Raw genomic sequence first — 12,909 nt, forward strand, 5'->3', positions numbered from 1 at the left:
GGTACTGCCAGGTGATGTCGGTGGCCGGGAAGGCGCCGGTGCGCAGGATCTCGTACCAGCCCTGGTAGATGACCGAGACGTCCGTGGTGACGTCCTGGCCTTCCGCGCCGGGTGCAGTTGCCAGAAGATCTGCGTGGCGTCGTCGTACTTCCCCTCGCGCAGCAGCTTCATGACCCGGGGGATCATCGGCCCGAAGTACTCGTGGTCACTGGTGGCCGAGAGCTGGATGGGCATGACCTGCGACAGGGGGATCAGGTCGCCCTCGATCGGCACGGAGATCACGACCTCGTCGCCGAAGAGCCGGTTGCACTCGACGGCGCTCTGGATGTTCGGGAAACCGCCCTCGGTCTTGATCACCGCCAGGTTGGGGATGTCGTCGATCAGGCGACGGATCAGCCGGGTCGGGATGTCGGAGGGATGGATCCGGGCGGAGAAGTTCCAGATCGTCATCGGGAACAGGATGATGCCGAGGCTGGTCGCGTCGCAGACGGCCTTGGTGTACTCGTAGACCTCCTGCTCGGACTCCGGGTAGAAGTTCGGCGGGTACGCCAGCAGCACGAGGTCGGCGCCGGCCTCCTCGGCGCCGCGGACCGCCTCCAGGTTCTGTTCGAGGTTGTTCCAGCTCGCGTGGTGGACGACGTAGAAGTCGTCGCCCGCCTCGTCCTTGGAGATGCGGAGGAAGTCCAGGTACTCCGGCAGCGTGATGCTGATCTCCGAGATGCCGAGCGTGCCGATGAATCCGTGTTCCTTGGCCAGCCGGATGTCGTGGCGGATGGCCCGCTCGTTGATGCCGAGGAGGTCGTTGGTGAACGACGGGATGGTGCAGTTGACGGCGCCGACCAGCTTCTCGCGGGCCCACTCACGGGCTTCTGCGCGGCTGTATGCAGGCATGGTGCTGTTCCTTTCGGGTCATGGAGGGTCCACGCGCGTGAGGGCGGTTCACATCGTTCCGGCGCCTTCCCAGGACAGGTACTTCATCTCCAGGTATTCGTCGATGCCGTAGACGGAACCCTCACGACCGATGCCCGACTGCTTGATGCCACCGAACGGCGCGACCTCGTTGGAGATGAGGCCCGAGTTGATGCCGATCATCCCCGCCTCGATCGCGGCCGCCACCCGCCAGACACGCTCCGCGTCACGGCTGTAGAGGTAGGCGGCGAGCCCGAATTCGGTGTCGTTCGCCATACGGACGGCTTCGGCCTCGTCGGTGAACGAGATGAGCGGCGTGACCGGACCGAAGGTCTCCTCCCGGGTGATCACCATGCCGGGCACGACGTCGGCCAGGACCGTCGGCTGGAAGTAGAACCCGCCCCGCTCGTGCCGCGACCCTCCGCAGAGGACTCGTGCACCACGACTCGTCGCATCGGCCACGTGCTCCTCGACCTTGGTGACGGCGGCCTGGTCGATGAGGGGGCCCTGGAGGACGCCCGGTTCGAAACCGTCGCCCACGGGCATCTCGCCGACCCGCTTGGCCAGTTCCTCGGCGAAGCGGTCGTAGATGCCGGCCTGCACGTAGACCCGGTTGGCGCTGATACAGGCCTGACCGGTGTTGCGGTACTTGGCCGCGAGCACGCCGGACACGGCGACGTCGAGATCGGCGTCGTCGAAGACCAGGACGGGAGCGTTCCCGCCGAGTTCCATCGACACCTTCTTCACGGTCTCGGCGGACTGGGCGATCAGCACACGGCCCACCTCGGTCGACCCGGTGAAGGTCACCTTGCGCACGACGGGGTTGCCCGTCAGCTCGGGGCCGATCTCACGGGCCTTGCCGACCACGACGTTGAACACGCCCGCCGGGATTCCGGCCCGTTCGGCCAGCTCGGCGAGGGCCAGGGCCGTGAGCGGGGTCTGCTCGGCGGGCTTGACGACCATCGTGCAACCGGCGGCGAGAGCCGGCGCCGCCTTGCGGGTGATCATCGCCGCGGGGAAGTTCCACGGGGTGATGGCGGCGCAGACGCCGACGGGCTCCTTGAGGACAAGGACCCGGCGCGAGGGGTCGGGTGCGGGGAAGATGTCGCCCCGGACCCGCTTGGCCTCCTCAGCGAACCACTCGATGAAGGACGCCGCGTAGACCATCTCACCGCGTGCCTCGGCGAGTGGCTTGCCCTCTTCGAGGGTGATGAGCCGGGCGAGATCCTCGGTGTGTTCGGTGACGAGGTCGAACCAGCGGCGCAGGAGCAGAGCGCGTTGCTTCCCCGACAGGGCGCGCCAGCCGGGCAGGGCACGGCCCGCGGCGTCGATCGCTTCGGCGACCTGGAGGCGGCTCAGTGCGGGGAGTTCGGCGAGCGCCTCGCCGTTCGCGGGGTTGCTGACGGTGAAGCGACCGGAGTCGCCCTGGTCGATCCATTGTCCGTCGACATAGGCGGCCGTACGGAGGAGCGCTGGGTCATCGAGGACGCGGACTGTGGTGGTCATATGTGTGTCACTCACTTGTGGACCGGATGGATACGGATGGGGAGTTGCACGCCGAGCCCGGACTCCTGGGCGCGGCGGGTGCACATCGCGGCGACCGCGAGGTCCTGGATCGCCGAGCCGACGGACTTGTACAGGACGAGCTGGCTGTCACTGGTACGTCCCGGGACCGCACCGCCGACGAGGGCGGCCAGGGAGTCGATCCGGTCGCTGATGTCGATGCCCGCCTCGCGCGCGGCGATCAGGTCACCCGTGTCGTGGAGGACCTCCTCGACGACATCGGCGATGACGACGTCCGCGCGCCTGATCACCTCGGTGTCGACCTCGCGCTGTTCACGCACCGTCGAACCGATCGAGACCACCGTCATGCCCGACTGCAGCCACTCACCGAGCAGGATCGGGGTCTCGTCGTAGGAGCGGGCGGCGCAGATCACCAGCGAGGTGCCGGCGATCGCGGCCTGCGGCGACTCGGCGGGAACGATCACGGTGTCGAGATCGCCGAGTTCGTCGGCGAACCGGGCGCGGCTTTCGGCCCGCGGGCTGTAGACGTGCACGGACTTGAGGTCGCGTACGGCTGCCAGGGCGCGCACGTGCTTCTTCGCCTCGAAACCGGAGCCGATGACGGAGACGTCCAAAGGGCCCGGCACGGTGAGCGCCCCGGCCGCGAGGGCCGAGGTGGCCGCGGTCCGGTAGCCGGTGATCGAGTTGCCGTCGAGGAGCGCGACCAGCTCGGCGGACGACTGGTCGAACAGTGAGATCAGGTACGAGAACTGCCGGGGACCCATGGCGCCGGCGATGACCTTCGTGCCCATCAGCCCGCTGTCGCCGGAGACACCGCTCAGGGTCCGGACCCAGTTGCCGCCGCCTCGGGCGATGACCCGGGTCGGGAAGCGGGCGTCGTCGTCGGCCGCTGCATACGCCTCGCGCAGCGCTGTGATGGCGAGGTTCCAGTCGAAGGCCGACTGAACGGCAGCGTCGTCGAGTAGGAGAGTCATGCGCGCCGATCCTTCCGTTGGGGCATCGTTGCCTACCTCTCGGTGTCCGCTTATGCTAAACGAATCGTCTCGTATAGGTAAGACCTTGGAGTGGAGTCTGAATATCCACTCCTGCCCTGCTGAAAGTCCTGGCAAGGCAGTCGCGGGCGAGGCCCAAATCCAACTGGTCACTTTCCTAGACGTTCCGTTTCGGAACGCCTAGGGTGTGGCCGCGTGGAGAGGAGCACTCCAATGGCGGTGTGCCTTCGGCAGTCGGTGTTCGTACTGCCACTGTTGTGTCTGCTGGCCGAAGAGCTGGGCTGCTTCGGCGAGGCCGGCCTTGAGATCGAGACGCTGATGACCACCTCGTCGTCCCAGCAACGAGATCAACTGTGCGGGGGCGAGGCCGACATAGGCGTCACCGCGATCGACAACCTGGTCGTCTGGAACGCGCGGGGAGCCGATCTGCGGCTCGTCGCACAGATCGAGAGCACCACCGCTCTGAGGTTGGTCGCCCGCGGTTCCTGCTCCTCGGTACAGGAGCTGCGTGGTGCGAAGATCGGTGTGGATGCGGTCGACAACGGCTTCTCCGTGGTGCTGCGCCGTCTGCTGGCCGACCACGGTCTCGTCCTCGGTGACTACACCTTGCTCCCGGTGGGCGGCGTACGCGAGCGGTGGGACGCGTTGCGCGACGGGTCGATCGACGCCACTCTGCTCGGGCCGCCACTGGACGAGCGGGCCCGCGCCGACGGGTTCAGGGTGCTCGTCCGGGGCGAGGACGTGCTCCCCGACTATCCGGGACAGGGTGTCGTCATACCGGCGGCGCTGGCGGACGACCCCGCGCTCGTCCGGTACGTCGCCGCCCTGGAACAGGCGCTGAGGTGGCTGCGGCGGACCCCCGACGACGAGGTCGCCCGGACCCTGGTCCGCTACGGCTGCACGGACGCGGCCGCGACCGCCTATGTGCAGACTCGGCCTGTATCGCTGGTGCCGCGCCGAGCCGGCCTGGATCGCCTGCTCACCCTGCGCGGTGAGCTCGGCATGATGCCCGACCCCCCGGTCACGGCCGACGACCTGTATCTACCGGGAGTGCTGGAGGGGGTGGCCGGGACGTGACGACGGGATCGCACCTGGACGGCGTCGGCCCCGGCCGCGCTCCCGAGGCCGACACGGTATCTCCGCTGCCCGAGAAGGTACGCGCGATGCTCGCGACGGACCGGGCCTCCACCCTGCTGGGGATCGAGGTGCTGCACGCCGGTGACGGCCGGGCGGCGGCGCGGATGCGGATCGGACCCGACATGGTCAACGGTCACTCGATCGCTCACGGCGGACTGGTGTTCTCCCTCGCGGACACCACCTTCGCCTGCGCGGTCAACAGCCTCGGCGCGAGCACGGTCGTCACCGTCGACGCCGACATCGCCTTCCTCCGCCCGGCGTTCCTCGGCGACGAACTGGAGGCGGAGGCGGTCACCCGGGTCGAACTGAGACGCGCGGTGATCTGCGACGTCACGGTCCGCCGCAACGGAGAGACAGTCGCCGAGTTCAGGGCCAGGGGACAGCACCTGCCGGACACTGCCGGATCGGCCTGAGCACCATCCCTGACCCCTCGTCACCCAGAGCCGCAAGGGAAACACACATGTCACAGCAGTACGAGGTAGTCGTCGTGGGCGGCGGCCCGGTAGGAGCGATGGCGTTGGTCCTCCTGGGCCATGCGGGTATCAGTGCCATCGGAGTCGAGCGCGATCCCGGGATGTGGCCACAGGCGCGCGCCGTCCACTTCGACGGCGAGATCATGCGTCTGCTCCAGTCCGTCGGTATCGCCGAGAAGTTCTCCGAGCGGTCCGCGCCGATGCGGGAGTTCCGGATGGAGAACGAGGCCGGGGAGACCCTGCTGTCGGTGCCGACCGGACAGCTCGGTGCTCAGGCGTGGTGCGACGAGAGCCTCTTCCACCAGCCGGACCTGGAGACCCTGCTGCGCGATGAGATCGACCGCCTGCCCACGGTGGAGCTGCGCTCGGGTGCGACGCTCGTCGGCATCGACCAGGAGGGCGACGAAGTCCGATGTTCCGTCCGGACGGGCTCCGGCACGGACGAGGTCGTCTCGGCACGCTGGGTCGTCGCCTGTGACGGAGCCCAGTCCACCGTGCGCCGGCTGCTGGGCGTCACCACGGAGAACCTCGGCACCGACGACCCGTGGCTGGTCGTCGACGGGCACCTGTCGGACACGGCGGGAACGCCGTCGGGCGACATGGTCTTCTTCGGCTGCCACACCCGTCCGGCCCTGTGGATCCGGATGCCGAACGGCCGGGTGCGCATGGAGTTCAAGCTGATGCCGGGGGACGACCGGGAAGAGATCTGCACGCCGCAGGGGATCGCCCGGCTCAGCAAGGGCGTCCTCACCCCGGAGAACTTCACGTGCGAGCGCAGCGTGATCTACACCTTCCGCGCCCGGGTGGCGACCGACTGGCAGATCGGTCGGGTCTTCCTCGCGGGCGACGCGGCTCACCAGGCCCCGCCCCTGTTCGGCCAGGGACTGTGCTCCGGCCTGCGTGACGTGGCGAACCTCGTTTGGAAGCTGCGGCTGGTCGCTCTTGGCAAGGCGTCCCCCGAGCTGCTCGACACCTACCAGCCGGAGCGCCGGGCCCATGCCCGGTACTGGGTCCAGAAGGCCGCCGACATGGCCGGGCTGGTGCAGACGACCGACCCCGTCGTCGCCGAGCGGCGTGACGCTCACCTGCGTGCCGATCCGACCGCTTCCAGACCGCCGGTCCCGCCGCTGGGCCCCGGACTGCACACCGGAACGGCGGGCGGGGGATACCTGTCCGTGCAGCCGCTCCTGGCCGACGGCCGTCGCCTCGACGACCTGGTCGGCACCCGCTTCCTGGTAGCGGCCCGATCGGACATGCTGGAGGGGCTGGACCTCGGCGTCCGTGCCCTGATCGGTTCCGCCGACGAGATCACCGTACTGACCGCTCCCGAGGAGACCGAGGCGCTGCTTGCCGCCGCCGGTGCCCCCGCGGTCGTGGTCCGCCCGGATCGTTACGTCCTCGGGACGGCCCAGGACGCGGCGGCCCTTCAAGCCCTACTCGCAACCCTCCCCATGGCTCGGTCCGGCACCCTGCTCCAGCAGGGCGTCGCCGCGGACCTGTCCCGAACCTGATCCCTCACCAGCACACCCACCTCGCACGGAGTGACTCGTGTCTTCATCACCCATCACCCATCTGCGGCACGTCGACATCGCCGTGCCGGACTACGACAAGCAGGTCGCCTTCTACGAGCAGAAGTGGGGCCTGACCGAGGTCGGCCGCGACGGCGACGTGAGCTACTTCGCCGCCGTCGGATCACCGGAGCAGTACGTGATCCGGGTCCGCCGCTCCCAGGAGAAGCGACTCGACCTCGTCGCCTTCGGCGCGCCCGACCGAGCCACCGTCGACGCACTGGCCGAGAAGCTGGGCCACGGCGGAGTGCAACTCGTCAGCGAACCCGACACCCTGCAGACCCCCGGCGGCGGCTACGGCTTCCGCTTCTTCGACATCGAGGGCCGCACCATCGAGGTGTCCACCGAGGTCGACTCCCGCACACACCGCAAGATCGAAGAGCGCGAGGACATCCCCGTACGCCTGTCGCACGTGGTCCTCAACTCTCCCGAGCCCGAACGCATGCGCGCCTTCTACGAGAAGTACCTCGACTTCCGGCTCTCGGACACCCTGGTGCACCCGAAGATGGGCGGCCTGATGTGGTTCATGCGCTGCAGCCCCCAGCACCACAGCATGGCCATCGCCCGCTGCCCGCACGTCTCCCTCCACCACGCCTCCTTCGAACTGCGCGGCATCGACGAGTACATGCGCGGCAGCGGCCGGCTCATGCGTGACGACGTCCCCAAGATCTGGGGCCCCGGCCGCCACCTCGCCGGCGACAACTGCTTCACCTACTTCAAGGACCCCAACGGCAACACCATGGAGTACACCACCGAATTCGCCGACCTCGACGAGGACACCTGGCACCCCACGCTCTTCGACACCGACCGGCCCGAGACCTCCGACCAATGGGGAACGGCAAACCCCATGAGCGAGTTCGTCTCACGGGAGATGTTCAACGACCCCGACAAGGGCCTGTTCACCCCGCCCCCCGTCTGAGACGTCGGCTCATCCGGCGGTCGGCGTGCCTGTCTCCGGCAGGGGCGCCAGCCCTCGGATCCCCATGTCCACCAGCTGCTCCGCAAGGGAGTCGTCGAGCGGTGCGAGCCCGAAGAGCAGGTTCAGGTAGACGGGGGAGTAGAGCAGCTGCGTGGCGGCGGCCGGGTCGAGGTCGTCGCGGAAGGTCCCCTCGTCGATGCCCCGCTGCATGAGCTTTTCCACCGCCCGGTACCGCTCGTCCCAAAACCGGGAACGGAACGTCTGCAGCGTGGCCGGGTCGTACTGGCACTCGGCGATGATCTGGGAGATCAGTCGGCCCTGCGGGCCGGCGTACTGGGCGATCAGCGCCTTGAGATGGGCCAGGAGCGCATCCCGTACGGGCACCTTTTCCGGGATCCGGGTCTGCGCCAGGTGATTGTCCATGAAGGCGTCGATCACCACCGCGGCCTTGCTGGGCCACCAGCGATAGATCGTCGCCTTGCTGACCTTGGCACGCTTGGCGATCGCCTCGATGGACAGCTGCTGCACCGTGACAGCCCGTCTGCCGTCCCGGATCAGCAGGTCCATGGTCGCGTCCAGGACCGCTCTACGACTCGATTCACTCCGCACCGCCACGTGCCCAAGCTACCGCACGCGATCAGGGCTCAGAGCAGCGGCCGGAAGGGATCGACAGCTCGGACCCGCCCCCGATATGATACGAAACGTTTCGAACAGAATAAGGAGTGATGAGCATGAAGATCGGCCGGATTTCCGTGCCTTCCCCGGACGGTGCCCGGACACGGCTCGTCGCCGTGCAGCCGGAAGCGGGGCGGGTGGTCGACCTGGCCCGCGCCTACGCACTGGGCCGGCAGGCGCAGGGGGCCACCCCGGACGCCGCCAGGCGGCTGGGCGCCGCCTTCTTCCCGTCCAGCACGGCCGCCGCGATCGGCGCCGGGCCCGCCTTCCTGGAGGCCGCCCACTGGGCCGTGGAGCAGGCGGCCGACGACGCGTCGGCCGCTCTCGACCAGGTCACCTGGGTCGCCGCGGTGGACCCGCCGGTCATCCGTGACGGGCTGACCTTCCCGCAGCACATGCTGCACTTCTCGGAGAAGGTGGGCGGCGGACTGCCCAACCCGCAGCTGTTCAAGACGCCCGGCTACTTCAAGGGCTCCACCGGAGTCGTCTACGGCCACGACCAGGAGGTCCCCTACCCCGCGTACTCCGAGTTCGTCGACTACGAACTGGAGATCGGGATCATCGTCGGCGCGCCGGGACGCAACCTGACGCCCGAGGAGGCCGGGGCCCGGATCTTCGGCTTCACGATCTTCAACGACTTCAGCGCCCGTGACGTCCAGGGCGCCGAGATGGGCATGGGCATGGGCCCGCAGAAGTGCAAGGACTACGCCTACGGCATCGGACCCTGGATCACCACCGTCGACGAGCTGCCGTCCCTGGAGGGGCTGGCCGGGACGGTCACCGTGAACGGCGAGGTGTGGAGCCGGACGACGGCCGACGGAATGATCTACTCGCCCGCCGAACTGCTCGCCTACGTCTCCATCAACGACAACCTCCAGCCCGGCGACCTCATCGGCTCCGGCACCCTGCCCAACGGCTCGGGTCTCGAGATCGACCGGCGGCTCAAGCCCGGCGACGTCGTCGACCTGGAGCTGAGCGGCGTGGGCGTCCTGCGCAGCCGGATGAGCCCCGAGCCGGACAAGGCTCCCTGGTGGCCCGAGCCCCGCCCCTACCCCTTCACCGCCGAGACCAGCTGAGGACGGACGACACACATGGCCCACGCAGAAGGCCCCAAGCCCGTCCGGCGGATCGTCACCGGCCACACGGCCGACGGCCGCTCCACGATCATCAGCGACGGCCCCAGCCCCAACGTGTTCGCCTCGGAGACCGTCGCCGGCTTCGGCGCGATAGTGCCCTGGCTGACCGAGCCGGGAGACGTCTCCAACAGCGGGAGCGACGACCCCGCCACCGCCGACGCCGACGTCCCCATGTACCCCAAGGCCGGCGGTACGGTCCTGCGCATCGCGAGCTTCCCGCCGGACGCGGACTACGTGGACGGCGCCGCCGACTCGCTCTTCGGCGACATCGGTGGCGAGCACGCGCGGGACGCGGCCGGGGAGACGGGGAACGGCAGACACTTCTGGTTCCACCGCACCGACAGCCTGGACTACGCCATCGTCCTGGAGGGCGAGGTCTGGCTGCTGACCGACGACGGCGAGGCCCTCGCCCGCGAGGGCGACGTGATCATCCAGCGTGGCACCAGCCACGCATGGTCCAACCGCAGCGACCGCGTCTGCCGAGTGGCGTTCGTGCTCATCGGAGCGCTCCCGCTGGACCCGGCCCAGTCATGACCGCCCCCGACGACATCCTGTGGCGGCCCGGCAGCCTTCGGGCCGGGGCGTCCGCGCTGGCCCGTTTCGGCGAGCGGCTCGACGACTACCGGGGAGGCGACGACTACCTCGCGCTGTGGCGCTGGTCGACCGCCGACCCGGCCCGCTTCTGGCAGGCCGTCGTCGACTTCGAAGAAGTGCGCCTCGGCGGCACCCCCACCGGCCCGGCGGCCCCCACCCGGATGCCCGGCGGTGCCTGGTTCCCCGGGCGCACGGTCAACTACGCCGAGCACCTGCTGCGCGAGCGGCCCGGTGACGCGCTCGTCGTGATCGACGACGACGGCGCCTCACACATCGTTTCGCGGGCCGAGCTGCGCCATCGCGTCGGCGCTCTCTCCGCGACACTGCGCTCACTCGGCGTGGGCCGGGGCGACCGGGTCGCCGCCGTGCTCCCCAACCGCGCCGAGGCCGTCGTCGGTCTCCTCGCCTGCGCGAGCATCGGCGCCGTCTGGTCGGTGTGCTCACCCGAGTTCGGGGCGGAGGCGGTGCTCGCCCGGTTCGCCCAGCTCCGGCCGCGTGCCGTGATCCTGTGCGACGGCTACCGGCACGGCGGACGGACCTTCGACCGGAGTGAGGAGATGGCCGACATGCTGGCCGCTCTGCCCTCCGTGGAGCAGGTCCTGTGGGTGGACCACCTGAACCCCGGCAGCAGGCCGGCGACGGATCTGCCGGTCCACCTCTGGGGTGAGGCGACCGCGGACGCCCGCGAGCCCGAGTTCGAGGACCTGCCCTTCGAGCATCCCTTGTGGGTGTTGTTCTCCTCCGGCACCACCGGTGTGCCCAAGGGCATCGTCCACGGGCACGGCGGTGTGCTCCTGGAGCATCTGAAGACGCTGCGCCTGCAGTCCGACCTCCGCGAGGGCGACCGTTTCCTCAATGTCGCCAGCACCAGCTGGGTGGTCTGGAACATGCTGGTCTCCGGGCTCGCCGTCGGCGCGACGTGTGTCCTGCTCGACGGCAATCCGGCCCGTCCCGACGTCGGACGGGTGTGGCGGGAGGCCGCCCGGCACGAGGTGGACATGCTGGGCCTGAGCGCCGGTTACGTGCACGCGTGCCTCAAGCAGGGCGTGGTGCCGGAACGCGGCCGGCTGCGGACGGTCCAGGTGACCGGTTCCCCGCTGTCCACGGCCGGGTTCCAGTGGATCTACGACCACTTCGGCGACGTCTGGCTGACGTCGATGAGCGGCGGCACCGACGTCTGCTCGATCTTCGTCGGAGGCGCCCCCACCCTGCCGGTGCGCTCAGGACGCCTCCAGGCCCCGGCGCTGGGCGTCGCCGTCGAGGCGTGGGATCCGGAGGGCAAGCCGGTCGTCGACCGGCGCGGCGAACTCGTCGTCACCCAGCCGATGCCGTCCATGCCGGTCGGCTTCTGGAACGACCCCGACGGGACGCGCTACCGGGACAGCTACTTCGTCATGTACCCCGGAATCTGGCGGCACGGCGACTTCATCGAGTTCGCCGAGGACGGCAGCTCGGTCATCCACGGGCGTTCGGACTCCACCCTGAACCGCCAGGGCGTACGGATGGGACCGGCCGACATCTACCGGGTCGTCGAGGAGATACCCGAGGTGACGGAGGCCCTCGTCGTCGGAGCGGAACTCGGCGACGACTACTACATGCCGCTGTTCGTCGCCCTGCGGCCGGACGTGGATCCGGATGCCGTCGAACCGCTGATCCGGGCGGCGATCCTGGACAAGCTCTCGCCGCGGCATCTGCCGGACGAGATCGTCCCCGTACGGGCCGTCCCGCACACCCGCACCGGCAAGAAACTGGAAGTGCCCGTCAAGCGGCTGCTGCAGGGTGCAGCCCTGGCCGACGTGGTGGACCTCGGATCGGTCGACGACGCGCCGCTCGTCCGCGAATACGCCACCTTCGCCCGAGACCGCGCGGAGCGACTCATGGAACAGAGGCACCAATGACAGCGACACCCTTCTCACTGGGCACCTTCGCCGACGGCTCCGCCGCGCCCTTCCCCGGCATCGTCGTGGACGGCAGGGTCCACGACACCCGCACCGTGCTGCCCTCGGCGGCGACGACGTCAGCACTGCTCGCCGACTGGGACACAGCGCTCGACGCCCTGCAGACGCTCGCCGACTCGGCCTCCGGCGATGGCCGGCCGGTCGGCGAGCTTCGGGTGCTGGCCCCCGTACAGCCGCCGGGCCAGATATTCGGAGCCGGCGCGAACTACCGGGAGCACGTCATCCAGATCACCGTCGCGCACCGGCTGGGCGCCGCGGGAGCCACCGAGGAGGAACTGCGGGAACAGGCGGCGCGGGAGCTGGACGAGCGCGCGGCCCACGGTGAGCCGTACGTCTGGGTGGGGGTTCCTTCCTCGATCAGCGGCCCCTATGACGACGTGATCCTCCCGGCGGTGGGCGACCACCACGACTGGGAGCTCGAACTCGGTGTGATCATCGGCAGACAGACCCGGAACGTCACCGTCGAGGAGGCACTCGACTCGGTCGCCGGCTACACCATCTGCAACGACCTCACCACGCGTACCCTCGTCCCCCGCGACGACATCCCGATGATGGGCACCGACTGGATGCGCGCCAAGAACCACCCCACCTTCTACCCCACGGGCCCCTACCTCGTCCCGGCCCGCTTCGTCCCGGACCCCGCCGCGCTGGACATCACGCTCCGCCTGAACGGAGAGACGATGCAGAAGGGCAGCACCTCGGACATGCTCTTCGGCCCGGCCGCACTGATCTCCTACATCTCACGCATGGTCACCCTTCAGCCCGGCGACATGATCATCACCGGTTCGCCGGCCGGCAACGGCTCCCACTACGGCCGCTTTCTCCGGCCCGGCGACGTGATGGACGCCGAGATCACGGGCCTCGGCGCCCAGCGGACCGTGTGCCGCGCGGCGACGCCCCGCACCACCTGACCGGCCTCCACCGAAACGACCGCACCCCGGCCCGCTCCTCGGCCCGGGGTGCGGTTGTGCGTGCGGGTGAGGAAGCCGAGACGAGGACCTGCGGTTGCGCCACCGTCCTCCGC

Annotated in this window: 11 protein-coding genes and 1 pseudogene; 8 read left to right on the forward strand and 4 right to left on the reverse strand. The window is 69.4% G+C overall.

The features are described 5' to 3' along the window. Positions 1–120: 120 nt before the first annotated feature. The 3 genes and pseudogenes from ACWD4O_RS46255 to ACWD4O_RS46265 form a co-directional block, all read right to left on the reverse strand. A pseudogene (locus tag ACWD4O_RS46255) lies at positions 121–891 on the reverse strand (dihydrodipicolinate synthase family protein); the annotation flags it as partial. A gap of 48 nt (positions 892–939) precedes the next feature. After that, the gene (locus tag ACWD4O_RS46260; protein WP_451289106.1) at positions 940–2,415 is read right to left on the reverse strand and encodes an NAD-dependent succinate-semialdehyde dehydrogenase; all 1,476 of its coding nucleotides are present in this window, start codon (positions 2,413–2,415) and stop codon (positions 940–942) included. Positions 2,416–2,426: 11 nt separating this feature from the next. After that, positions 2,427–3,407, reverse strand: coding sequence for an ornithine cyclodeaminase family protein (locus ACWD4O_RS46265; RefSeq protein WP_451289107.1), 981 nt, complete (start codon positions 3,405–3,407; stop codon positions 2,427–2,429). Between the two features lie 231 nt (positions 3,408–3,638). On the opposite strand from ACWD4O_RS46265, the gene ACWD4O_RS46270 reads away from it, so the two are divergent. From ACWD4O_RS46270 to ACWD4O_RS46285, 4 genes are read left to right on the forward strand one after another with little or no spacing between them, the layout of a single operon-like run. Then, positions 3,639–4,502, forward strand: a complete 864-nt coding sequence (locus tag ACWD4O_RS46270; RefSeq protein WP_451289108.1) for an ABC transporter substrate-binding protein — start codon at positions 3,639–3,641, stop codon at positions 4,500–4,502. Further along, complete coding sequence (locus ACWD4O_RS46275; protein ID WP_451289109.1) at positions 4,499–4,975, forward strand: PaaI family thioesterase; 477 nt, start codon at positions 4,499–4,501, stop codon at positions 4,973–4,975. Before ACWD4O_RS46270 ends, ACWD4O_RS46275 begins: the two co-directional genes overlap by 4 nt. Before the next feature lie 47 nt (positions 4,976–5,022). Further along, positions 5,023–6,546: a bifunctional 3-(3-hydroxy-phenyl)propionate/3-hydroxycinnamic acid hydroxylase gene (locus ACWD4O_RS46280; protein WP_451289110.1), complete on the forward strand. Its 1,524-nt coding sequence runs from the start codon at positions 5,023–5,025 to the stop codon at positions 6,544–6,546. 37 nt (positions 6,547–6,583) lie between these two features. Further along, positions 6,584–7,522, forward strand: a complete 939-nt coding sequence (locus ACWD4O_RS46285; protein ID WP_451289111.1) for a VOC family protein — start codon at positions 6,584–6,586, stop codon at positions 7,520–7,522. Positions 7,523–7,531: 9 nt separating this feature from the next. Here ACWD4O_RS46285 and ACWD4O_RS46290 read toward each other — a convergent pair whose 3' ends face one another. Further along, positions 7,532–8,137 (reverse strand): TetR/AcrR family transcriptional regulator, encoded by a 606-nt coding sequence (locus tag ACWD4O_RS46290; RefSeq protein WP_451289112.1) that lies wholly within the window; start codon positions 8,135–8,137, stop codon positions 7,532–7,534. 110 nt (positions 8,138–8,247) lie between these two features. On the opposite strand from ACWD4O_RS46290, the gene ACWD4O_RS46295 reads away from it, so the two are divergent. Genes ACWD4O_RS46295 through ACWD4O_RS46310 form a run of 4 tightly spaced genes read left to right on the forward strand, consistent with a single transcriptional unit; the run spans position 8,248 to position 12,796 of the window. Then, positions 8,248–9,273 (forward strand): fumarylacetoacetate hydrolase family protein, encoded by a 1,026-nt coding sequence (locus ACWD4O_RS46295; protein ID WP_451289113.1) that lies wholly within the window; start codon positions 8,248–8,250, stop codon positions 9,271–9,273. A gap of 15 nt (positions 9,274–9,288) precedes the next feature. Then, complete coding sequence (locus ACWD4O_RS46300) at positions 9,289–9,867, forward strand: cupin domain-containing protein (RefSeq protein WP_451289114.1); 579 nt, start codon at positions 9,289–9,291, stop codon at positions 9,865–9,867. Further along, positions 9,864–11,825 (forward strand): acetoacetate--CoA ligase, encoded by a 1,962-nt coding sequence (locus ACWD4O_RS46305; protein WP_451289115.1) that lies wholly within the window; start codon positions 9,864–9,866, stop codon positions 11,823–11,825. The genes ACWD4O_RS46300 and ACWD4O_RS46305 overlap by 4 nt, the downstream gene beginning before the upstream one ends. Beyond that, positions 11,822–12,796: a fumarylacetoacetate hydrolase family protein gene (locus ACWD4O_RS46310; RefSeq protein WP_451289116.1), complete on the forward strand. Its 975-nt coding sequence runs from the start codon at positions 11,822–11,824 to the stop codon at positions 12,794–12,796. The genes ACWD4O_RS46305 and ACWD4O_RS46310 overlap by 4 nt, the downstream gene beginning before the upstream one ends. Positions 12,797–12,909 lie beyond the last annotated feature (113 nt).

The organism is Streptomyces sp. NPDC002623 (assembly GCF_053592635.1).

Bases quoted from the DNA above. Each gene is read 5' to 3' on its own strand.
- ACWD4O_RS46260 (WP_451289106.1), bottom strand. From the start codon at position 2,415: ATGACCACCACAGTCCGCGTCCTCGATGACCCAGCGCTCCTCCGTACG.
- ACWD4O_RS46265 (WP_451289107.1), bottom strand. From the start codon at position 3,407: ATGACTCTCCTACTCGACGACGCTGCCGTTCAGTCGGCCTTCGACTGG.
- ACWD4O_RS46270 (WP_451289108.1), top strand. From the start codon at position 3,639: ATGGCGGTGTGCCTTCGGCAGTCGGTGTTCGTACTGCCACTGTTGTGT.
- ACWD4O_RS46280 (WP_451289110.1), top strand. From the start codon at position 5,023: ATGTCACAGCAGTACGAGGTAGTCGTCGTGGGCGGCGGCCCGGTAGGA.
- ACWD4O_RS46295 (WP_451289113.1), top strand. From the start codon at position 8,248: ATGAGCATGAAGATCGGCCGGATTTCCGTGCCTTCCCCGGACGGTGCC.
- ACWD4O_RS46300 (WP_451289114.1), top strand. From the start codon at position 9,289: ATGGCCCACGCAGAAGGCCCCAAGCCCGTCCGGCGGATCGTCACCGGC.
- ACWD4O_RS46305 (WP_451289115.1), top strand. From the start codon at position 9,864: ATGACCGCCCCCGACGACATCCTGTGGCGGCCCGGCAGCCTTCGGGCC.
- ACWD4O_RS46310 (WP_451289116.1), top strand. From the start codon at position 11,822: ATGACAGCGACACCCTTCTCACTGGGCACCTTCGCCGACGGCTCCGCC.